Origin of the sequence: Pelagimonas sp., from assembly GCF_050633425.1 — a bacterium.
GTDB lineage: Bacteria > Pseudomonadota > Alphaproteobacteria > Rhodobacterales > Rhodobacteraceae > Pelagimonas.
Map to the genome: position 1 here is coordinate 223,861 of NZ_JBOEGM010000008.1, position 21,283 is coordinate 245,143.

The 21,283-nt window shown below is 56.1% G+C and carries 23 protein-coding genes; 8 read left to right on the forward strand and 15 right to left on the reverse strand.

Annotation, left to right across the window (positions count from 1 at the left end):
- Positions 1-357: 357 nt before the first annotated feature.
- The 6 genes from bmt to ACRBB0_RS06640 form a co-directional block, all read right to left on the reverse strand.
- Positions 358-1,368, reverse strand: coding sequence for a betaine--homocysteine S-methyltransferase (gene bmt / locus ACRBB0_RS06615; RefSeq protein WP_431373618.1), 1,011 nt, complete (start codon positions 1,366-1,368; stop codon positions 358-360).
- A gap of 91 nt (positions 1,369-1,459) precedes the next feature.
- Positions 1,460-1,735, reverse strand: a complete 276-nt coding sequence (locus tag ACRBB0_RS06620) for a putative quinol monooxygenase (protein WP_431373619.1) — start codon at positions 1,733-1,735, stop codon at positions 1,460-1,462.
- A gap of 14 nt (positions 1,736-1,749) precedes the next feature.
- A complete protein-coding gene (locus ACRBB0_RS06625) occupies positions 1,750-2,340 on the reverse strand; it encodes a YdcF family protein (protein ID WP_431373620.1) in 591 nt (196 codons plus the stop codon).
- Between the two features lie 47 nt (positions 2,341-2,387).
- On the reverse strand, positions 2,388-3,956 hold the full coding sequence (guaA, locus tag ACRBB0_RS06630; protein ID WP_431373621.1) for a glutamine-hydrolyzing GMP synthase: 1,569 nt from the start codon (positions 3,954-3,956) through the stop codon (positions 2,388-2,390).
- A 51-nt stretch (positions 3,957-4,007) separates the two neighbouring features.
- Complete coding sequence (locus ACRBB0_RS06635) at positions 4,008-4,412, reverse strand: NUDIX hydrolase (protein WP_431373622.1); 405 nt, start codon at positions 4,410-4,412, stop codon at positions 4,008-4,010.
- 532 nt (positions 4,413-4,944) lie between these two features.
- Positions 4,945-5,619, reverse strand: a complete 675-nt coding sequence (locus tag ACRBB0_RS06640; protein WP_431373623.1) for a DUF2270 domain-containing protein — start codon at positions 5,617-5,619, stop codon at positions 4,945-4,947.
- A gap of 173 nt (positions 5,620-5,792) precedes the next feature.
- Between ACRBB0_RS06640 and ACRBB0_RS06645 the strand changes: the two genes are divergently transcribed.
- Positions 5,793-7,334 carry a trimethylamine methyltransferase family protein gene (locus tag ACRBB0_RS06645; RefSeq protein ID WP_431373624.1) on the forward strand — a complete coding sequence of 514 codons (1,542 nt, stop codon included), beginning with the start codon at positions 5,793-5,795 and terminating at the stop codon, positions 7,332-7,334.
- A 174-nt stretch (positions 7,335-7,508) separates the two neighbouring features.
- Here the strand turns inward: ACRBB0_RS06645 and ACRBB0_RS06650 are convergent, their stop codons facing one another.
- Positions 7,509-7,799, reverse strand: coding sequence for a DUF6477 family protein (locus ACRBB0_RS06650; protein WP_431373625.1), 291 nt, complete (start codon positions 7,797-7,799; stop codon positions 7,509-7,511).
- 233 nt (positions 7,800-8,032) lie between these two features.
- Between ACRBB0_RS06650 and ACRBB0_RS06655 the strand changes: the two genes are divergently transcribed.
- Positions 8,033-9,163 carry a DUF6456 domain-containing protein gene (locus ACRBB0_RS06655; RefSeq protein WP_431373626.1) on the forward strand — a complete coding sequence of 377 codons (1,131 nt, stop codon included), beginning with the start codon at positions 8,033-8,035 and terminating at the stop codon, positions 9,161-9,163.
- 69 nt (positions 9,164-9,232) lie between these two features.
- Here the strand turns inward: ACRBB0_RS06655 and ACRBB0_RS06660 are convergent, their stop codons facing one another.
- The gene (locus ACRBB0_RS06660; RefSeq protein ID WP_431373627.1) at positions 9,233-9,778 is read right to left on the reverse strand and encodes a peroxiredoxin; all 546 of its coding nucleotides are present in this window, start codon (positions 9,776-9,778) and stop codon (positions 9,233-9,235) included.
- A 274-nt stretch (positions 9,779-10,052) separates the two neighbouring features.
- Here ACRBB0_RS06660 and lipA point away from each other — a divergent pair, with 274 nt between their 5' ends.
- Entirely contained in the window at positions 10,053-11,003 is a 951-nt protein-coding gene (lipA, locus tag ACRBB0_RS06665) for a lipoyl synthase (RefSeq protein ID WP_431373628.1), read from the forward strand.
- 107 nt (positions 11,004-11,110) lie between these two features.
- On the opposite strand, the gene ACRBB0_RS06670 is transcribed toward lipA, so the two are convergent.
- Entirely contained in the window at positions 11,111-12,007 is an 897-nt protein-coding gene (locus tag ACRBB0_RS06670) for a c-type cytochrome (protein WP_431373629.1), read from the reverse strand.
- On the reverse strand, positions 12,008-12,472 hold the full coding sequence (locus tag ACRBB0_RS06675; RefSeq protein ID WP_431373630.1) for a c-type cytochrome: 465 nt from the start codon (positions 12,470-12,472) through the stop codon (positions 12,008-12,010).
- 146 nt (positions 12,473-12,618) lie between these two features.
- Between ACRBB0_RS06675 and ACRBB0_RS06680 the strand changes: the two genes are divergently transcribed.
- Positions 12,619-13,530, forward strand: coding sequence for a tetratricopeptide repeat protein (locus ACRBB0_RS06680; RefSeq protein ID WP_431373631.1), 912 nt, complete (start codon positions 12,619-12,621; stop codon positions 13,528-13,530).
- 266 nt (positions 13,531-13,796) lie between these two features.
- Here the strand turns inward: ACRBB0_RS06680 and hpt are convergent, their stop codons facing one another.
- On the reverse strand, positions 13,797-14,345 hold the full coding sequence (gene hpt, locus ACRBB0_RS06685; RefSeq protein ID WP_431373632.1) for a hypoxanthine phosphoribosyltransferase: 549 nt from the start codon (positions 14,343-14,345) through the stop codon (positions 13,797-13,799).
- Positions 14,346-14,440: 95 nt separating this feature from the next.
- Here hpt and ACRBB0_RS06690 point away from each other — a divergent pair, with 95 nt between their 5' ends.
- From ACRBB0_RS06690 to ACRBB0_RS06705, 4 genes are all read left to right on the forward strand, one after another.
- Positions 14,441-14,887 carry a type II toxin-antitoxin system RatA family toxin gene (locus ACRBB0_RS06690; RefSeq protein ID WP_431373633.1) on the forward strand — a complete coding sequence of 149 codons (447 nt, stop codon included), beginning with the start codon at positions 14,441-14,443 and terminating at the stop codon, positions 14,885-14,887.
- Positions 14,880-16,151, forward strand: coding sequence for an MmgE/PrpD family protein (locus ACRBB0_RS06695; RefSeq protein WP_431373634.1), 1,272 nt, complete (start codon positions 14,880-14,882; stop codon positions 16,149-16,151). The genes ACRBB0_RS06690 and ACRBB0_RS06695 overlap by 8 nt, the downstream gene beginning before the upstream one ends.
- A 476-nt stretch (positions 16,152-16,627) precedes the next feature.
- Complete coding sequence (locus ACRBB0_RS06700) at positions 16,628-17,083, forward strand: hypothetical protein (protein WP_431373635.1); 456 nt, start codon at positions 16,628-16,630, stop codon at positions 17,081-17,083.
- Between the two features lie 61 nt (positions 17,084-17,144).
- Positions 17,145-17,663 (forward strand): helix-turn-helix transcriptional regulator, encoded by a 519-nt coding sequence (locus ACRBB0_RS06705; RefSeq protein ID WP_431373636.1) that lies wholly within the window; start codon positions 17,145-17,147, stop codon positions 17,661-17,663.
- A gap of 68 nt (positions 17,664-17,731) precedes the next feature.
- Here ACRBB0_RS06705 and ACRBB0_RS06710 read toward each other — a convergent pair whose 3' ends face one another.
- The 4 genes from ACRBB0_RS06710 to ACRBB0_RS06725 form a co-directional block, all read right to left on the reverse strand.
- Positions 17,732-18,913, reverse strand: a complete 1,182-nt coding sequence (locus tag ACRBB0_RS06710) for an ammonium transporter (protein ID WP_431373637.1) — start codon at positions 18,911-18,913, stop codon at positions 17,732-17,734.
- Positions 18,914-19,123: 210 nt separating this feature from the next.
- The gene (locus ACRBB0_RS06715; protein WP_431373638.1) at positions 19,124-19,600 is read right to left on the reverse strand and encodes a CinA family protein; all 477 of its coding nucleotides are present in this window, start codon (positions 19,598-19,600) and stop codon (positions 19,124-19,126) included.
- Entirely contained in the window at positions 19,597-20,091 is a 495-nt protein-coding gene (locus tag ACRBB0_RS06720; protein WP_431373639.1) for a phosphatidylglycerophosphatase A family protein, read from the reverse strand. Before ACRBB0_RS06720 ends, ACRBB0_RS06715 begins: the two co-directional genes overlap by 4 nt.
- Positions 20,088-21,245, reverse strand: coding sequence for a bifunctional 2-C-methyl-D-erythritol 4-phosphate cytidylyltransferase/2-C-methyl-D-erythritol 2,4-cyclodiphosphate synthase (locus tag ACRBB0_RS06725; RefSeq protein WP_431373640.1), 1,158 nt, complete (start codon positions 21,243-21,245; stop codon positions 20,088-20,090). Before ACRBB0_RS06725 ends, ACRBB0_RS06720 begins: the two co-directional genes overlap by 4 nt.
- Positions 21,246-21,283 lie beyond the last annotated feature (38 nt).

Below are 21,283 nucleotides of genomic sequence, written 5' to 3' on the forward strand. Positions count from 1 at the left end.
TCCGTGGACGGAGTTTGCAAAGTCCAGTGATGGAATTTGGGGGGCGCAGCTTGGGAGCTAACGCAATAATCGGACGGGTTCGCGGTTGCAAAAGAGGACAGGTTGCCCGGCATTTTCAACGGAGCAAAACCCGCGCCTGTCCAATTCGGCAAGAAACCTGTCACGACCGACGATCCTTTCGATATCCTGAGGTTTTCGGCGAACAACGCCCCCAGCAACCGCCGCACGGGCAGAAAACACGGACGTCATCCAGTCCTTTGGGCCCGGTCCTTGGGGCCCGGTCTTGGGGCGTCATGTGATAGGAACATGGGCCATGGTGAAACCTTGCCCATGTTTGGTTAATGCAGGTCTAAAAGATTAGCCCCGGCGGCGGGTTTTGCGCCGTGCCGGGCCTGTGTTGTCGCCTGTGCCGTCGCTTTCGGAACTAAAGCCGCCCATCTTTTCCGTGATCTGCTCTAGTGTTGGGCTATCGCCCTTTGGCGTGTTTTCAAGTGCTGCGCGCATCGCCTTGAGGTGGTTCGGCATCGTGCCACAGCAGCCGCCAATGATCTTGGCCCCGGCATTGCGGGCCAAAACAGCGTATTCGCCCATGAGTTCGGGCGTCCCGTCGTAATGAATGTGGCCATCGACATATTTGGGGATTCCAGCGTTGCCTTTGGCGATGATCGGCGTCTCGGTCCCTTGGGCGACAAAGCCTTTGACGGTGCGCAGCAGGTCCGACGCGCCAACACCGCAATTGGCCCCAAAGGCAATTGGCGCATTGGCGATGCCATCGACCAACTGCACCATTTGCGCCGAGGTCATGCCCATCATCGTGCGGCCCGCGGTGTCAAAGCTCATGGTGCCACACCAAGGCGCGTTCACATTGGCAAAGGCTTCGGCAGCGGCGAGGAATTCTTCGGGGGCGGAAATTGTCTCAACCCAGACAACATCGGCACCGCCATCCATCAGGCCCTTGGCGGTCTCTTCGAACATCTCAACCGCAGATTCGTGCGAGAGCGAGCCCGCTTCGCCCATGATCTCACCGGTTGGGCCAACAGACCCGGCAACGATGATATCACGATCCGATGCATCCGCCACTTCGCGACCCAATTCCGCCGCCAGCTTGGACAGCTCATAGGCGCGGTGGCCCGCATTGTGCAATTTCAAGCGTGACGCATTGGCTCCAAAGGAGTTGGTCAAAAACAGATCAGATCCGGCGTCGACGGCCCCGCGATACAAGGCACGAATCTTATCCTGTTCTGTTTCATTCCAGAATTCAGGCGCATCGCCGGATTGCAGCCCCATGTTAAACAGGTTGGTCCCCGTGGCCCCGTCGGCCAACAGCCATTCACGGGTTTCCAGGGCGCGGGACAGTGCGTTGCTCATGATCGGTGCCTTTGCAAGTTTGGGCGCGGTTTTTCATATCCCGCATTTATAAGCAAATTCATAATCTGCAAGATCGTTATGAATATTCCGCTTAAAGACCGGAGATTTTGTAATCTCTGGGAATGCCTTCTGTGACCCGCGCCCAGTCAGAGCTCTTTGTCCGCTCTTGATGGGCGGCAAATGCCTTGGCGTCGACAAACTCTTCGGAGACGTGAAACTTGCCAGATGACGTCTGGCTTTCGGTTACGTCAAAGCGAAGACAGCCCGTTTCGGCTCGGGTCAATTGGATGTGGACAGGCAAAGCTGCTCTCACGGCTTCCAGTCGGTCAACGGGCACATCTAAGTAGCCCTCAAGCGTTACGGTCATAGCGGGAGGCCTTCCTAGTGCAAAATGTTGACAGCGCCGTCTATACCAAGCGCATGCGCAGCCTTGTAGACGGGATAGCGAAGGAGGTTGAACCATATCGCGGCTGGCTCACGGATCAAGACGTGCCAAGTTGGGCGGATTGATCCTGATTGGCTTGGCACCATGATCATTTCGGGAGCATCAACCAATGTCAACGACAGCCAGCTGCGGGGCAGGTGAAAGGCATCCGTGACCAAATGGATAGACTGGGCATCGCCAAGGAGGGGCAACGCATAGAGCGCGTTCTGCAGGGTTGATCGGGCGTGTGGTTCAAGGATCATCGCACGACGCGGAACGCCCCGCGCTTCGGCCACATCGGCCATAAGATGGGCAACTGAGCGATCAGGACCCAAACCACTTGCCCCGGTAAATAGGATCACCGGCGCTTTGCCGGCCAAATAGAGGTCCGCACAGGTTAAGGCGCGCAGCCGCGAAAATGGCCCTATTTCGCCGGTTTGGGTGCTTGATCCGCCACCAAGACAGATGATTGCATCCGATTGTGGCGTCTCATTGGGGGCGGGCCATATATCGGCGTAGCTCCAAAAGGCCACCGCGAGCAGGGTCACAAGAAAAAGGCCGGATCCCAAAAGACCCAGCCTGATTATGAGGCGTATTATTCCCACTCAATCGTGCCCGGAGGCTTGGAGGTGATATCATAGGTACAGCGATTGATACCTTTGACTTCGTTGATGATCCGTGTGGCGGTTTCGCCAAGGAAGTCATGGCTAAACGGATAATAATCCGCTGTCATACCATCCACCGAAGTCACCGCGCGCATGGCGCAAGCGAAATCATAGGTGCGCCCATCGCCCATAACACCGACAGTGCGGACCGGAAGGATCGCAACAAAAGCCTGCCAGATATCATCATACAATCCGTGTTTGCGGATTTGGTCGATGAACACAGCGTCAGCTTCGCGCAGGATTTCCAGCTTTTCACGGGTGATTTCACCGGGGCAGCGAATGGCAAGACCCGGTCCGGGGAAGGGGTGACGTCCGATAAAGTTTGAGGGCAGCCCAAGTTCGAGACCCAAGGCGCGGACCTCGTCTTTGAACAGCTCCCGCAGGGGTTCAACCAGCTTGAGGCCCATTTTCTCAGGTAGGCCACCCACATTGTGGTGCGATTTGATTGTCACTGAGGGGCCACCAGAGAAGGAGACCGATTCAATCACATCAGGGTAGAGAGTACCCTGAGCGAGGAATTCAGCCCCATCAATGGTATCGGCATGTTTCTGGAACACGTCGATGAACAATTTACCAATGATCTTGCGCTTGGTTTCTGGGTCAGACTGTCCGTCCAGCTCACCCAAAAACAGGTCGCTTTCATCGGCGTGGATCAGCTTGATGTTATAGTTGTCGCGGAACATCGCGACGACTTCGGTGGCCTCGTTCTTGCGCAGCAAACCATGATCGACAAAGACGCAGGTCAGCTGATCGCCGATGGCTTCGTGCAACAAGATGGCTGTGACCGAACTGTCGACACCACCGGACAGGCCACATATGACTTGCTTGTCGCCAACCTGTTGCCGGATTTTGCCAATCATCTCTTCGCGATAGGCACCCATTGTCCAATCGCCGGTAAAGCCAGCGAGCTTGACAAAGTTCTCATAGAACTTGGCCCCATTGGGGGTGTGATGCACTTCGGGGTGGAATTGCACCGCATAGAAATTGCGCGCCACATCGGCAGTGATCGCATAGGGAGCGTTGGGAGACGTGCCATAGACCTCAAAACCGGGAGCCAGCGCACTGACGTGATCGCCGTGGCTCATCCAGACTTGTTCACGGTCGGCGTCATCTTCAAACCAGCCGTCAAGCAGCGGTAGAGATTTTACCGAAGGCGTCACAAAGGCGCGGCCAAATTCGGCTGTGCCATGCCCGCTTTCAACTTTGCCGCCCAATTGGGTCATCATGGTCTGTTGACCATAACAGATACCAAGGATGGGGAGGCCAAGGTCAAAGATTTCCTGTGGGGCGCGTGGGCTGCCTTCACGGGTGACACTGTCAGGGCCACCGGACAAGATGATCGCGCGCGGCGCCATCTCGCGGACGGTTTCGATGGTCACGGACTGATAGGGGTGGATTTCGCAATAGACGTTGAGCTCACGCAGGCGGCGCGCAATCAGCTGCGTCACCTGAGAGCCAAAGTCGATGATTAAGAGGCGGTCATGCTGGGTGCTGGTCATGGGGTCGCGGATAGTCGCCACAGCCAATTTGTGCAAGCCTTTTGGATGAGATCAGAGCAAATCTGCCAAGCCATCAGGATAAAGGGCGATGCGACCTGCACGCGCTTTGGGCAATGAAATCCATTTGGCCTGCATTTCCAGTCCGTCCGCTTCGGCAAAGGCAAGTTGATCAGCGTCATAGATGGACGGGTTGGCAAAGCGCGCCTCATAGACCAGAACCATTTCGTGCCCTTTCTCGCCGTGATGCTCATAGAGGTTTTCCAAGGTGCCAATGATGCGCACATCCGTCACCTCTTGGTTGGTCTCTTCACGCATTTCACGGATCAGAGCATCCGCCCCGCGTTCGCCAAATTCAATCTCGCCGCCAAGGGGGCGCCAGCCTTTGATTTGGGCGTCATCGTCATACACCGGACCGGCCAACACATAGTCTTCGCGCCGAAAGATCCCGATGGCCAAGGGGCGCACCTGTTGTTTGGGGCGCCAGGGCGGCGGAATGCGTGCGACGTCAGGGCGTGGTCCATGCGCATGGTCGCTGCTGCATCCGCAGTGCGATCCGCAAGAATGATCATGTGGCATCTTAACCCCAATTGGTTGGTTTGAGCGTAGGGACCAATAGCAGCCTCTCGGGGGCGGGCACCAGTGGGCTTTTGGCGCAAAATATCGGTGTGGCATTGAACCTGACCGGTTCTTTGACCGAGCAAGTCCGAAATAACGGTAAGGGGGAAGATAACCGGGAAGGAGGGAAGCCTCTGGGTTACTGTCCGAAACCGCCAAGCCCCATGTCCAGTTCTCAGCGTGGTATAAACACCTGAGGGGGGGGCAGCAAAGGCTGAGCGCTTTTACCGGGTAGGCCCATAGCACTTCTGTCCAGAGGCGCTTATGTCCATGGCCACCTATACCCAGATGAACTTATGACCAGAGGTAGGGCGGACAGGTGTGCCGTTGATCCGGTACAGGCGCGTGTCAGTCCCGAAGTTCGGTGTTGGAGTCATCCCATACTGTCCGATTTGTCTGCGCCACGTTTTCGACTGCGTGAGACATCATCGTTCCAAGACCAAAAGGCGATCCCGGCCCAGGTCACGAGATAGAGTACACCAACCAACATAACGATTTCGCCAGGAAGCGGGCCAATATCAGCCCTGCGCGCCACCTCTTCGAAACTGGTTGCGCCAGTGGGGTGAACCGTGAGCTTGCCTGCAAAGGCCAGCGATTGGATGATCAAAATCCACAGGTAATTGCGACGAATACGCCGACCAACGGCTGTCATGGTCGAAACATGGTAGGTCGGCTTCATATAGTCATCCGCCAAGACCTTTTGCCAATTCTCCTCAAGGTGCAGATCGCCGTCATGCAACATGGGGGCGTAGAAGTGCGTCTCAAGCCAACGGGCGCGCGCACGCCACACGTTGAAATAGCGATAACGACGGGATTCGAGCATGAGAAACAGGATGATCAACACCCCAACCAGAACCAAAGGCAGGGGCGAGGCATCAGGGGAGGCAAAGCTAATGGATAGCGCCACCCCAAGCGTGACAACGGCCCAGTTGGTTGTGGTATCAAGACGGGTGCGCCAAATCGTGCTCCGATAAACCTCGCCGCGGTAGAGATGCGCAACGGCACCAATTTCGGCAGGCGTCAGCACATTGCGGTCTTGATCGTCCATATATCTCTCCTCCTCACGAAGGCCTATCGTGCCCTAGGGGGCGCATGGCGTCAAAGGCTGGATTGCCGATGCAAATGTCGCTTTTGAATGTGGGGCGCCGCTAACTTGTGCCGTGCGGCGCTGGGCTTGGGGTAGAAACAAGCCCAAGCGAAATTCAGGACGGACACGAACCCATGGCAGAACCAGCGCGCAGACGGACCCGTGGCGGTGGCGGAGCAGCCCGCCGAGCAGAACGCACCGCAGTGAGCATCGAGACCGCCAAATACATTGAGCGCAATATCCCAAACTTTGAGGTATTGAGTGAAGAGGCGCTGGATATCATTGAGCACAACGCTGAAACGGTGCTTGAAGAGATCGGTGTCAACTTCGTCGATAACCCAGAAGCACTGCAACGTTGGCGGGATGCCGGGGCTGATGTCCAAGGCGAACGCGTTCGCCTGCCGCGTGGATTGGCTCGTAAACTCTGTGCAACCGCCCCAAGCCAGTTTACCCAACATGCGCGTGATCCAAGTAAATCCGTGGTTATCGGCGACAAGAGCCTTGTGCTTGCCCCGGTTTATGGCCCTCCCTTTGTACGGGATGCCGAAGGCGGGCGGCGTTATGCCAAGATGGAAGACTTCAACAAGTTTGTGAAACTTGGCTATATGTCGAAATGGCTCCACCACTCCGGTGGGACCGTCTGTGAGCCCACCGACGTGCCGGTGAACAAGCGCCATTTGGACATGCTGTTTTCGCATATGACACTGTCCGACAAACCCTTCATGGGATCCGTCACTGCGCCTGAGCGGGCACAAGACAGTGTCGAGATGTGCGAAATCCTGTTCGGCAAAGAGTTCGTTCAGGAAAACACCGTGATGACCTCGCTCATCAACATCAATTCACCGATGCAATTTGATGATGTGATGATGGGCGCGCTTGAGGTGTATGCCAGGAACAACCAAGCCTGTATCATTTCGCCCTTTATCGTTGGCGGGGCAATGGCCCCGGTGTCGGTGGCAGGAACTTTGACGCAGGTCTTGGCCGAAGTTCTGGCGGGGATCGCCTATAGCCAGCTGATCCGTCCCGGTGCGCCGGTGATCTTTGGGGCGTTTGTATCGTCCATTGATATGGGATCAGGTGCTCCGACCTTTGGCACGCCCGAAGCCGCACATGTTACCTATGGCGCTGGGCAACTGGCGCGGCGGATGGGATTGCCCTATCGCTCGGCCGGTTCATTCTGTGGATCGAAGCTACCGGACGCACAGGCCGCCTATGAGACCGCGAATTCGCTCAATATGGGGCTGATGTCGGGGGTGAACTTTATGCTGCATTCCTGTGGTTGGCTGGAAGGCGGTTTGGTGGCGTCGTTTGAGAAGTTTGTCATGGACGCGGATCAACTTGGGACACTGCACGGGTTGGCCAAAGGGGTGTCTGTGGATGAAAATGCCCAGGCTATGGATGCTATCCGCGAAGTCGGGCCGGGGGGGCACTATCTTGGTTGCGCCCATACGCAGGCCAATTTCAAGGATGCGTTCTGGAAAACCGACCTACTGGACTATAAGCCCTATGAGACCTGGTCCGAAGAAGGTGGCCGCGATACGGTCGCTTTGGCCAGCGCTCGGGTGAAATACCTGTTGGACAATTACAAACAACCAGCATTGGACCCCGAGATTCTTGCGGCGCTCACAAAGTATGTGGCGGACAAAAAAGCGTCGATGCCCGATAGCTTTACGTGACAGCTTTACGTGACCGCATTTTGTGACCGTATTTTGTGACCGCGTTAGGCGATTGCGGCACCTGACTGCCAGCGCGTCATTCTCTTGAACATCCGGCGGGCGGCCCTGTGTATTGGGCGCGCCCGTCTGGCCCTGTCACCCTCTCGTTTATGAGTATGGGGTGGTCTTGTGTGGTTAGGACGATTGGGTTTCACGCAGAACGCGGGCTTCACCCATCATCGCCACCAGAATTTCGACATGTCGACTCACTGAATATCCCGAATCGTTTCCACGGCGTCGATCATTAAGATCGGCCTCAATTTCCATAAGCTTCATTAAAGCTGCGCCCGGGCGTGGAAGGTTACCATATCCTAAAAGTCGGTGAAGATGTGGGTTCCGGCGGTAATCCTGTGCGCCAATACGTGCGGCACGAATAAGAAGGCGTGGGCGGCGCAAGTCGTTGAGAATGCTTAGAATATCTTTCATGTCTGCTCTCCGAGGTTTCGTGATTCTTGGGAAACACTCTCACAAGTTGAGCTCTGTTGCGTTGCACACGCGCGGTGCGTTCGCTGGGGTTAGAAACGTTTAGAATTTGGGCGCAATGATGGCATTTGTGCGACTTTGTTAACCTAGCAGTAATGTACACACGTCTAGGTTGCGACTTGTCCCCATGGGGATAAATCTGTGGAAAACGGCCAAAAATAACGGGAATACGCAAGATGGGCGACGTGAATATGCACAGTGCAGTGATGGGGCTCCCCAAGTGGGTGCCAGACGCCGCGCGGGTCTATCTTGCGCATACTGAAAAGGGATGCACGATCCGCGAATTGGCGCGTCAGGCCGGATGCCACGCCTCTACGGTTCTGCGTCAGGTCCGTCGGATCGAAACACGGCGTGACGATCCGCTTGTGGATGCCGCCCTGCGCAATTTGGGCCAACCCATTGAGACCAAGTCACTTGATACAAAGATTGCGGCGATACATGTCGGAAAGGACACGGATATGATGACCGCGGCCAAACTTCCCCAAACACCACCAGATGAAACAACTCTGACACGTGAAGCGCGTCGGGTTTTGCGACGTCTCTGTGAAAGCGGCGCGGTCTTGGCTGTTGCTGCGGAAATGGACAAGGCTGTTGTGGTGCGTGACACAGGTGATGGTGGTAGCACCAGAACCGCCGTTGTCGACGCCCCGATCGCCGAGGCCATGGCGCTTCAGGATTGGATTGCCTGCGATTCACCGGGCCGCATTTCACGCTACCGGATTACATCAACGGGGCGCGCTGCGTTGAACCGGATGGTGGCCGAGCAAGAAAACAAAGTGCGTGGGTTTGCCGAGGCACAGGCCGGATTTGACACGGGCCGTGCGGCCGAAGCCGCTTTGGAAGAGGTTGAGCGCGACCCGCGCGTGCGTAAAGGGCGCTATTTGCTGGCCGAAAGCCCTTTGACGGCCTTGGCGCGGCGCAAGGACAAAGAAGGCACAGCCTTTTTGTCAGACGAATTGGTTGCGGCGGGTGAACGGCTCCGCGAGGATTTTGAACTGGCGCAAATGGGGCCTCGGCTTACCCAGAATTGGGACGAGTTTCTCACTTCGGACGAGAGCAGCTCAAACGGCGAAGGCGCAGGCACCGACGCCGCACAGACGCGCTTGCAAGCGGCTCTCCGGGATCTGGGGCCAGGTTTGGGCGATGTGGCCCTGCGCTGCTGTTGCTATCTCGAAGGCCTTGAGACCACAGAAAAGCGTCTGGGCTGGTCGGCCCGGTCTGGCAAGGTTGTTTTGCGTATCGCGCTGCAGCGCCTTCGTCGCCACTATGAAGAGCTGGCTGCGCATGGCGGCGATTTGGTCGGATAACTCAGCAAGCTGCCGAAAAGAAAAGGCCCGCCGAATTGGCGGGCCTCTTTGTTTTGAATACCAAGCGGATTAGGCTGCTGAGGCAGCTTTTTCTTCCAGATGCTTCATCACGTTTTCAGGGCTGGAAACGCCATAGGGATCTTCGCCATGGTTGTCGGAAAGGCCGGGCTCTTCGAACCAGGCTTCGATTTGACCATCGTTAATGATGGCGGCATAGCGCCAGCTGCGCATGCCAAAGCCCAGGTTATCCTTGGCCACCAGCATGCCCATTTTGCGGCTGAATTCACCGGAGCCATCGGGAATCACTTTGACGTTTTCCAGATCTTGGCTCTGAGCCCATTTGTTCATCACAAAGCTGTCGTTCACGGACAGGCAGTAAATGTCGTCGATACCGTGTTTTGCAAAATCCGCCGCGCCTTTTTCAAAGCCGGGCAGTTGGTAAGTCGAGCATGTTGGCGTGAAGGCACCGGGCAGCGAAAACAGGATAACGCGCTTGCCTTTGAAGTAATCGGCGGTGGTCATGTCCTGCCAGCGGAACGGGTTGTCGCCGCCAATGCTTTCGTCGCGAACGCGGGTGTGGAAGGTCACTTCGGGGAGGGTAAAACCAGCTTTCATCGGGCACCTTTGAGAGTTTGGAATGTTTCTAAACGCGAGGTACCCAAGCCACGCGCGAGTCGCAAGAGGATTTGGGGCATTTGCGACATCGCTTTGAAAACGCATGGCGGCAATTCGCAGCACACAAGGCTAAAATCCTATATTTGGCTGAGGCGCAGGGGGAACTCGCTACATTTGGGGATGCGCCGCTGAATTCTCAGCTAAGCTTCACTGGAAAAACCCCCTGCAACTCCGTATTAGTTACGGAACGTAAATCCTTCGCGGGGAAAAATCTGTGCGTGATCTCAAAATTCCATCCGAGCGACATCCTGAAAAGGCGCATCGCCCGGACAATGCTCAGCCCAAGAAACCATCGTGGATTCGGGTCAAGGCTCCGGGCGGCGAAGGCTATAACACCACGCGCCGCATCATGCGTGAACACAAGCTGTCAACGGTTTGCGAAGAGGCGAGCTGTCCAAATGCCGGCGAATGTTGGAGCCAAGGCCACGCCACCATGATGATCATGGGCGAGATTTGTACCCGCGGCTGTACCTTTTGTAACGTTGCAACCGGCAAGCCAGATACGCTTGACGCCTTTGAACCGGGTCGGGTTGCGGATGCGGTCAATAAGCTGGGGCTCAACCATGTTGTGATCACTTCGGTTGACCGCGACGACCTGAAAGATGGCGGTGCAGAGCATTTTGCCCAGACCATTCGTGCGATTCGGCACCGATCCCCCGACACCACCATCGAAATCCTGACGCCTGATTTCCTGAAATGTTCCGACGATGTGTTGAATATCGTCGTCGAGGCGCGCCCGGATGTGTTCAACCACAACCTTGAAACCGTGCCGGGCCTGTATCCGACCGTGCGCCCCGGTGCCCGCTACTTCCACAGTCTTCGTTTGCTTCAGCGCGTCAAGGAACAGGACCCGTCGATTTTCACAAAATCGGGCATTATGGTCGGGCTTGGGGAAGATCGCCAGGGCGTTAACCAGGTCATGGATGACATGCGCGCCGCTGACATCGATTTTCTGACCATCGGTCAATATCTCCAACCGACCCCGAAACACCACGTGGTGGATCGTTTTGTGACCCCGGAAGAATTCAAAGCCTATGAAACAACGGCCTTTGGCAAAGGGTTTCTTATGGTTTCGGCAACACCTCTGACGCGGTCAAGCTATCATGCTGGTGATGATTTCGCCCGTTTGCGCAAGGCGCGGGAAGACAAACTCGGCCAAGCGTAACGCGTCTGGCCCAGTTCAGGCTGATAAGTTGCGGAGAAAGCGGCGGCTTGGCTGCCATTTGTAACGAAAATGTGGGGATAGGGTGTAGCCCTGTCCCCACAGTGTTTTTAGTAGCCGTCCGACTCCGTGCCCGGTGCGGGCAGGGCCTTGATATAGGCGGCAACGGCATTGCGATCTTCGGCGCTCAGATGGGCAAAGTTTTCAACAACTTCGGCCATATGTCCGCCGACACTATCGTAATCAGGCGTAAAACCGGATTCGAGATAGTAAGCCACATCTTCCGCCGACCAAGTGAGCTTGTCTGGTGTCAACGCTGGGATTGTCCCTTTGCCCGATGGGTCGGGGGCTCCGGCCATCCAACGTGAGGTATCCAACCCGCCAAGCACATTGCGCGGTGTATGGCACTCAGCACAATGGGCCTGAGCTTCGGCCAGATACCGGCCACGTTCCAAATCGGCGGGAACATCCATCACGTATTCATCGTTAAAGAACAAAAGCTTCCAGCCCCCCAATGACCGGCGGATGTTAAACGGAAATCCGACATCATGGGGTTTGGATGGGGTGGCATCCGCAGGCAGGCTTTGCAAATAGGCAAACAAATCAGCGACGTCCTGATCGGACATTTTGTTATAGGCATTATAGGGGAAGGCCGGATAATAATGCTGGCCTTTTGGGGATACCCCGCGTGTCACCGCATTGGCCAAATCTTCGAGCGTCCAACCGCCGATTCCATGTTCAGGATCAGGCGAGATATTGGGCGCATAAAATGTCCCAAAATCGGAAGGAAAGGCCATGCCGCCCGCCAAGACCAGCTTGTCTTCGGCACCCGGAACATGGTGGCACGATGCGCAACCCGATGCGGTAAAAGCTTTTTCCCCGGCGGCAATATCACCGGTCAAAGATGCAAAACGCTCTGGCGCGACCCGATCCGGGGCGGTGAGCCAAAGGCCTATCGCAACGCCGACAATGGCCGCTGCGATAAGCAATTTCAAAACGGCGCGCATTTACTTGGGCGCGCGATAGGTGTCGTGGCACCCTTTGCAGGAACCGCCGAGCTTGCCCATGTTTGGCCCGATCTTGTCTTTTCCCATACCGGCAGCGGCTTGCATGGCTTTGGCAGCTTCACCAAAGGCCGCCCAGTTGCCCATCGCGTCTTCAACATTGTCCCACATGGCGGGCAGGGCGCGGGTGCCTTCGATTGACATATTGTCAGTTCCAGCCGGCCACATCGGCGCTTGGTTGATCATCGAAACCGCAACCAACGCGTCGGCAGCAGCCTGAGCGGCTTCGGCGTCATACTCGACCTGACCCTTGGCCATTCCGCCCAGAATACCCAAGTTTAGTGCCATGATGTTGAATTGACCCTGACGTGCTTTGACGGCTTGTGGGACGTCGGCCATGGCTGTTGCGGTGAAAGCAGTCGTGGCGAGCGAGGCCAGAACGGCGACGGTGGCGAAAGACTTTTTCATTGGTATCTCCCTGTTTTCAGTAGGCCCCATCATAATATGCATTGGCAAAGTGACAATCCTATACTGAATCCCCTCACTTGACCTGCGTGCCAATCTGTGGGTGCTTTGGAGCTGACAGTGAATTTGATTATTGGATTGGAGGGGCCATGCGCCTTTTGACTTTGGTATTGGCGGCGTTTCCGTGTTTTGGGTGGGCTGACATGTCAGCTGATTTATCCGCGGCGCGCGATCAGTATTTATCGGGCAATTACAGCGAAATATGGCCCGTTGTTCAAGCTGAAGCAGAGGCCGGAGACCCGGTGGCTCAAAACATGCTTGGCGCGGCTTTGACGACCCGCGACAGTTCCAAGGGATTGCCCTATGATCCCAAGGCGGGTTTGGCGTGGTATGAACGCGCCGCAGCGCAGGGTTTTGAAAAATCTGTCTACAATCTCGCCTTGTTTTGGCAAACCGATCACGAAGGGTTTACCGCCGATTATGAGCTGTCACGGGCATTGGCTGAAAAAGTGACGGACATGGGCTACAGTCACGGCCCTAATTTGATCGCCGATATGTTTTATCAGGGTAAGGGCACTGACAAGGATCTGCACAAGGCGTTTATTCACTACAAACATGCGGCCGATTTGGGGTCTTATGTCGGCCTGCGTGCGGTCGGATACGCGTATTTTCACGGCGAAGGTGTCGAGCGTGACATCACGTTGGTGCGTGAGTATCTGGATCGCGCGGTGGCCGCAGGTGATACGCGATCCATCCCGGATCTGGCCTACTTGTATGAAGGCGACGAAGGCATTCAGGCCGACCCGCTCCGAGCCTATCTTTTGTATCGTTACGGCGTAGAGATGGGGAATGGCAAGGCGGCGCTTTGGCTCGCAAATTTTGCGACGGATGAGCGGTTTGACGGTGTCTGGCGGGATGTGGTCAAGGGCTATGGCTATTGCCTTAAGGCACTGGAATTGGAGTATGATTTGGACAACACCAAGGATGCTTGTGCAGAAATGGCCGCCACTCTTTCACCCTCAGATCAAGATGCGGCACGTCACTTTGCAGAGGGTCTTTGATCCGGGCACCAAGTAGGAACAGCTTGAAACTCGCCTGCTCAAAAGGCCGGGTCAAAAGGTGACGTCAAAAGGCGGGGCGAACCATGGCCTATAGGAACAAATGGTTCCCCCGGTCTTAGGGGCGCAGAAAAGACAAACCGAGAAACCCAAATCCCGCTATGGGCGCACCGCCGTTGGCAGGCTGAATAGCGCATGTCGACATCGGTGAACGCCGGAACGCCCGGTGTATTGAGGCGCGGGGTGTTTATTGACCACCCATGGCAGACTTAGCCGCTCTGATCCTCAAAGCGCACTTTGCCAATAAAAGGTAAGTTGCGGTTTCGCTGTGCGTAATCAATCCCGTATCCGACGACAAATTCATCAGGGATTTCAAAACCGATCCAATCCGCGCGGATGTCCACTTCGCGCCGCGTGGGTTTGTCTAGCAATGCAATGGTACGCAACCGCGCCGGAGCCCGGCTTTCCAGCAGGTGAATCACGTGGTTCAGCGTGTGGCCCGTATCGACAATGTCTTCGACCAATAAAACATCGCGCCCTTCAATCGGACCGCGCAAGTCTTTGAGAATACGGACTTCTCGGCTAGATTCCATTGCGTTTCCGTAGGAGGAGGCTTCTAAGAAATCCACCTCAACCGGCAGGTCCAATTCGCGCACAAGATCGGCGATAAACACAAATGACCCGCGCAAAAGGCCAACCACATAGAGCTTATCCGTTTTTGCAAAATCACGTTGAATTTCGCGGCTAAGCTCTTCGATCCGGGCGGCAATCGCTTTGGCCGAGATCATTTCATCTACGACATATGGACGCTTTGTCATGGCTCGACCCTTGTATTTTCTGCCTTGGCATACGACATGTGCCGCGCACACTACGGCCCCAACCGCCGTACCCCAATCACCCGACCGAGGGCAAGATGCCATCCCATTCCGAGACAAAACGCCTCCCCTATACTGCCGCTCAAATGTATGCGCTGGTGGGCGATGTTGCCAATTACCCAAAGTTCCTGCCATGGACCGCCGCCGCGCGCATTCGTTCTGTGGTTGAACATGACGATCACACAGAAATGCTTGCCGATTTGGTGATCAGTTTTAAGGTGTTTCGCGAACGGTTTGGGTCTCGGGTGCGGTTGTTCGAAGGTGAACAGCGGATTGAAACCGAATATTTGGATGGTCCGTTCAAATTCCTGATCTCGAATTGGCGCTTTGTTGATGTTGAGAAGGGGGGCTGTGATGTGTCCTTTGATGTCGATTTTGAGTTCAAAAACGTGATCTTGCAAAAGGCCGCGGGGTTGTTCTTTTATGAGGCGATGCAACGTGTGGTGCGGGCCTTTGAAACCCGCGCAAAGGAGCTTTATGGCTGAGACTTGGCTGACTGCGGCTTTGGCCGATCCGAGTGACGACGCGCTTGATATCATGCGTTTGTCTCTGGTTGATTGGCTTGCTTGCGGGGTGGCTGGTGTCTCAGAACCGGTTGCAAAACTAACGCGATCCTTGGCTTTGGATGACGGCGGCACGGCCCAAGCCAGCCTGTTTGGCGGTGGCAAAGTCCCGTGTCGGGCGGCGGCTTTGGTCAATGGGGCCACCAGCCACGCGCTCGATTACGATGACACCCATTTTGCCCACATCGGCCATCCCTCTGTGGCCGTTATCCCGGCGGCATTGGCCATGGCTGAGGCGCAAGGCGCAGACTTCGACACCTTTTTGCGCGCCTGTTTGGCAGGATGCGAGGCGTCTATCCGCATGGGGCTGCGTTTGGGGCGCGATCATTATCAAGTTGGATTTCATCAAACGGCCACTGCTGGGGCCTTTGGCGCGACGGTGGCGGCGGGTGTGATTCTCAAGCTTGATCCGTTGCACATGGCGCATGCACTTGGGCTTGTCAGTACCCGTGCCTCGGGGCTGAAATCGCAATTTGGCACCATGGGCAAACCCTATAACGCCGGAATTGCGGCCTCGAACGGTGTCGAAGCCGCGATTTTGGCCGCGCGCGGATTTGTTTCAAATCCAGATGCGATTGCAGGGCAAAACGGGTTTTTACCGACCCATCACGCCAACGGTTCGGATGATCAGCCAAACGGCTGGATGATGGAACAGATCAGCCACAAGTTTCATGCCTGTTGCCATGGGCTTCATGCGACGCTTGAGGCGCTTGAGACGCTCAAACCCATCCCTGTCGACGCTATTCAAGGCATCGCTATCACCACGCATCCGCGTTGGATGACCGTTTGCAATCAACCCGATCCGCAAACAGGGCTGGAGGCAAAATTCAGTTATCGCGCGGTGGTCGCCTTATCTATGCTTGGCCATAGCACCGGCGCTTTGGCGAGCTATCGTGATGATCTGGTGCTGCGTTCGGATGTCGTTGCCATGTTGAACAAGGTGACGGTTCATGCTGACCCTGACATGCCCGAAACCGCGGCTCATGTAGTGGTGCAAGCTGATCAGGAAACCCAAGCGTTTTATGATCTGAACGCGCCGATGAATATCGGCCTGCGATCTGAGAAAATCCGGGCCAAAGCCCAGGTTCTGGTCGGGAGTGATCAGGTTTGGCACAGCGTCACAAGCGGTGATCTGAGCGCTGTTCTTGGCGTGATGGCCGGGGCCGAGGCGCAATCGGCCAGTTGATTTTGCGCCTTTGAGGCGGCTGGTAACTTCGGACGGTTGGGGGCGGTGTGGGTGACGCGCTGAAAGGTTTTCACTTGTCCGATATTTTCCTAGTGCGGGTGCGTCCATAGGACGTTCCCGTTCTTGAATTTGGGACAGGGGGCATCTCTTGGCGGGATCAGCCCGTGTCGCGTGTTGCGCGCCCATGCTGGATGATTGTTTCCAAATCGAGAACATGAGACTGATTGTATCCAAAACGGCGACAAAGCTGTGTTTGACCGGCCCCGCTTGTTTGCGCGCTGCGTGCATGCGGTTATGGCTCCGCGCGCATCCGGTTACACAACCTGCAATGCGTGAAACGCGGCAGGGGCACGCCATGTCTCGCAAATTTCCGCTCTAAACTTTCGTCCAGTTCGGCCCGCCTTGACTGTAGTCCAATGGAAAATCACCCCCAGTCATGGGAGCGTTTTGCATCCACTGGTCTAGGAGACAAACTTATGATGCGCCGTACAAAATTCCTCTCAGCTTTGTTTATTACCACCTGCCTTGTCAGCCCGGCTTTCGCCCAAAGCGCGGCAGATAGCATAGTTCAGCAACTCCAGGAACAAGGCTATACTGATATCGAAGTTCGCAACACGTTACTGGGGCGCACCAAGATCGAAGGGAAAAAGGCCGGAACCGAGCGGGAAATCGTGGTCACCCGAAATGGCCGGGTCATCAAAGATGAAACGGAAGAGCAAGAAGACGACGAGGTCGACAGCGAGTATGATCGTCAATCAGGCCGCTATGACGACGATAAAGAGGATGATGATGATGATGATGATGATGATGATCGCGACGAAGACGATGAGGAAGATGAAGAAGATGAGGAAGATGATGACGACGACGATGATGACGACGACGATGATGATGACGACGACGACGATGATGATGACGATGATGACGACCGTTGAGCACAGCTAACCCGCGTCGCGGTGTCCAACCAATGCCCTATGTTCTCAAGAGGTGACCCTCATGCCTTTGCGCAAACCAAATGTTGCTTTACTTGCCTCCTCTCCCAAGGGTGCAATTGTAGCGGCTTTGGTTGTGCAAGCGGTTGCCTTGTCGCTGTTTTTGATTGAGTTCGTTGGAACCGTCTTTGACTTTCAGATTCTGGATATCAGTTGGGAACTCCATGAGATTATCGAACTGATATCCATTTTGGGATTGGTCATCGGCTCTGCTGTGACCTTGATGGTCTTGCGCAATTCACAACGCCGCGTGGCGCATGTGGAAGAGCAGCTGCAATATGCAACTGAGGCGTTTCACAGTTTGGTGCTACAGAAGTTTTCCGATTGGGGGCTTTCGGACGCAGAACAAGAAACGGCTTTGTTGATGATCAAAGGGTTTTCCATCGCCGAAATTGCGGAAGTGAAAAGCCGCAGCACAGGAACGATAAAGGCCCAGAACTCGTCTATTTATCAAAAATCGGGTTTGGCAGGCCGCGCGCAGTTCATGAGTTATTTCATGGAAGAACTGGCCGCTGGCCTCTGAGGGCCAAACGAAAAGGGGCCCCATCACGAGGCCCCTTTGAGTAGTCCCACCGGTCTTGCCGGTTGGGCTTAGCTGTTGTGATCGTAGGCGCGTTCACCATGCACCATCAGGTCAAGCCCGTTGGTTTCGGTCTCTGCATCAATCCGCAACGGCGTGATCGCCTTGACGATGAAGATCAGAGCGATGGTCACCACGGTTGTAAAGATCCCGACAATCGCCAAGCCGCCAAGCTGAGCCGCCCAGGAGCCTGCGCCAAAGACGGCGATCATAATGGTCCCAAAGATGCCGCCGACGCCGTGAACTGCAAATACATCCAGCGTGTCGTCGATCTGGAGTTTGTTGCGCACCAGAACCACCGCTTCTTGGCACAGCACACCCGCGATGGCCCCAATGGCCAAAGCTTCGATCGGGCCAACAAAACCCGAAGCGGGGGTGATAGATGCCAGACCGGCAATCGTTCCGGTCACGATGCCAACCAACGATGCTTTGCCGAATTTGATCTTTTCCCACAGCGCCCAAGACAAGGAGGCTGTCGCGGCCGAAATATGCGTGACGGTCAATGCCATAGCCGCGCCACCATCTGCTGCAAGCTGTGAGCCGCCGTTAAAGCCAAACCAGCCAACCCAGAGCATCGCCGCGCCAATCATCACATAACCGGGGTTATGTGGGGGCGTGTTTTGGTTTTTACGTGGGCCAAGGAAGATCGCGAGGATGATCGCTGCCAGGCCTGCGGTTTCATGCACAACAATGCCACCCGCAAAGTCTTTGACCCCGGTTTCGCCAAAAATACCGCCATCGGCCATCATGCCGCCGCCCCAGATCCAATGAACCACCGGCGCATAGCACAGCAGCATCCAAAGGCCGGAAAATAGAAGAACAAAGCCAAAGCCGACACGTTCCACATAAGCGCCGACGATCAGCGCGGGGGTGATGATGGCAAATGTCATCTGAAAGGCAAAGAACAACACTTCGGGCAGGGTGCCCGAGAGGCTATCAGCCGTGACGCCGTTCAAGAACGCCTTGTCGAGGCCGCCCCAAAACCCAGTGCCGCCGCCGCCAAAGGCGATGGAATAGCCAACCGCCAGCCAAAGCACGCTCATCAGGCAGGCAATCGCATAGCAATGCATGAAAACGCTGAGCACGTTGCGCGCCCGTACGAGCCCGCCGTAAAACAGCGCCAACCCCGGTAGTGTCATAAACAGCACCAGCGCTGTGGCGACGATGATCCAGGCGGTATCCGCTCCGTTCATTGGTCTTTCCCTTCATTTGTCCCGTTTCAAGGGCTTCAATCGGGATTCGGACGCGGAAAAAAGATGCAAGCGGGTCTGAGGGCGCGCAAATGCAGGGCGGTTTGCGAAAAGATTAAAAAATGTGCGAATAAATCCCAAATCGACCGATAAAGTGGCGGTTTGTGGTTTATTAAGGTGCGTAGCAATTGGGCGGGAAATTTGCGCCACTGCCTAGTTCGAAAGCGCCTCTAGGATCAGAGAGAGCGCGTGTTTGGTCGCGGCGTTTCGGACATGTCCCCGCCCCAAAGCCCCATATTCAACGGTCTGCGTTTGCACGCCAAGCGGTGTCGCCAGCCCGAAACACACCCTGCCTTCGGGTTTAAACTCGGAGCCGCCGGGCCCGGCAATGCCGCTGATGGACACCGCAACGTCTGCCGTTGCCGCGCGTCGCGCCCCCATGGCCATCTCAGCGGCAACCTCTTCGGAGACGGCCCCGTGCTGGTCCAGTGTTGCTTTGGAAACTCCAAGCATGTCAGCCTTGGCAGCATTTGAATACGTCACAAATCCGCGCTCAAATATGGACGAGCTCCCCGGAAGATCCGTAAGCGCAACCGCGACCTTGCCACCTGTACAGCTTTCGGCGCAGGTGATCGTCTTGCCCGTCGCGCGTGCAATATCCAAAATCTGAGCGGCCAGATCGGCGGTCACATTAACACCCCATGATAGAGCGAGGCCAAAGCAATCACGCCAATTGCGGCAAAGACCCCGGCAATCACATCATCCAGCATCACCCCAAGTGCAGTGCCCATCCGGTCCGCTTTGCCCACCAGCCAGGGTTTGGTGATGTCAAACAGGCGAAACAAAACAAATGCGGCGATCCAACCGGGCCAGAGCCGGGTGATGTCGATACCCATCATGCCAGCGCCATAGCTCACCGGAAACAGGGCGATCCATTGGCCGACCAGCTCATCAATCACCACCCAACTTGGATCATGATCTTTGTCTGTCACAGCATTGGCCGTGACACGTTGCGTCGCCCACCAGCCCAATCCAAAGGCGATTGTGGTCAAGGCGACCAGCAACATAAACCCGCCGATCTGATGCACCACATAAGCAAGGGGCAGGGCGGCGAATGACCCCCAAGTCCCCGGTGCGGGTTTCAGGAAGCCGACATAACACAGCGATGCGATAGCCTTCATGATTTCACCAATGTCGCGGTGGCAAGCGCCGCTATCCCTTCTTCGCGGCCGGTAAAGCCGAGTCGTTCCGAGGTGGTTGCCTTGATCGAGACCCGATCCGGCGCCAACCCCATAATCCGGCCCATTTCGGCCATCATGGCGCTGGCATGAGGCCCAACTTTGGGGCGCTCACATATAAGAGTGCAGTCGATATTGCCGATCTCATACCCTTTGGAGCGGGCCAACTCGCAAGCGTGTCGTAGGAAAATCTCGCTTGCTGCGCCCTTCCATTGCGGATCGCTTGGCGGGAAGTGTCGGCCAATGTCCCCCTCGGCCAAGGCACCGTAAATCGCGTCGGTGACAGCATGCATGCCGACATCGGCGTCACTGTGGCCTTTAAGAGCGCGATTATGCGGAACCGACACGCCGCATAGGATCACGTGATTGCCGTCTTCAAAGGCATGCACGTCAAAGCCATTGCCCAATCTGATATCCATGCTGCTCTCCTTTGGGGCCAGAAGCTTTCTAGCCGTCAGTATCTTGGCCGCGCGTTCAAAATCATCGGGGCCGGTGATTTTCAGGTTTCGCTCATCGCCCGGAACGATGGCAACGTCCAGCCCTGCAGCGCGGGCCACTTCAACATCATCCGCAGCTTCGCCTTGAAATGCGCGATGGGCGGCAAGGATGTCGCTATAATGAAAGCCTTGCGGGGTCTGCGCGCGAAATAGCCCGGTGCGGTCCTGGGTTCCTGTGACATGGTTGTTGTGGCCGGTCCACAGCGCATCGGTGATCGCAAGCGCCGGAGCTGCGCCTTGGGTGTTGGCCAGGGTGCTCAGCACCGCCTGATTGACAGAGCGTGGAACACAGGGCCGCGCCACGTCGTGGATCAGGACAACGTCAGGCGCGGCTTTTGCCAAAGCTTCTAGCCCATTGCGAACCGAGCCTGACCGTTGCGGCGCACCATCGACCAGCAAAACATCAAGACCATCCACCACCTGTTCAGCGCGATCGCGGTCATCGGGATGAATGACCATCACCAATGTGTCGACATCGGCAAAAGCCTCAAGCGTCCAGCGTGCTACGGGCTTTCCAGCCACGTCCCGCCACTGTTTGGGCAGCGGCCCCCCGGCGCGTGTGCCGCGCCCTGCGGCGACGATTATTGCGGCTGTTGTCATGTGTGGTCCTCTTTGCCCCGTTGGGTTTAGGCCTTGTC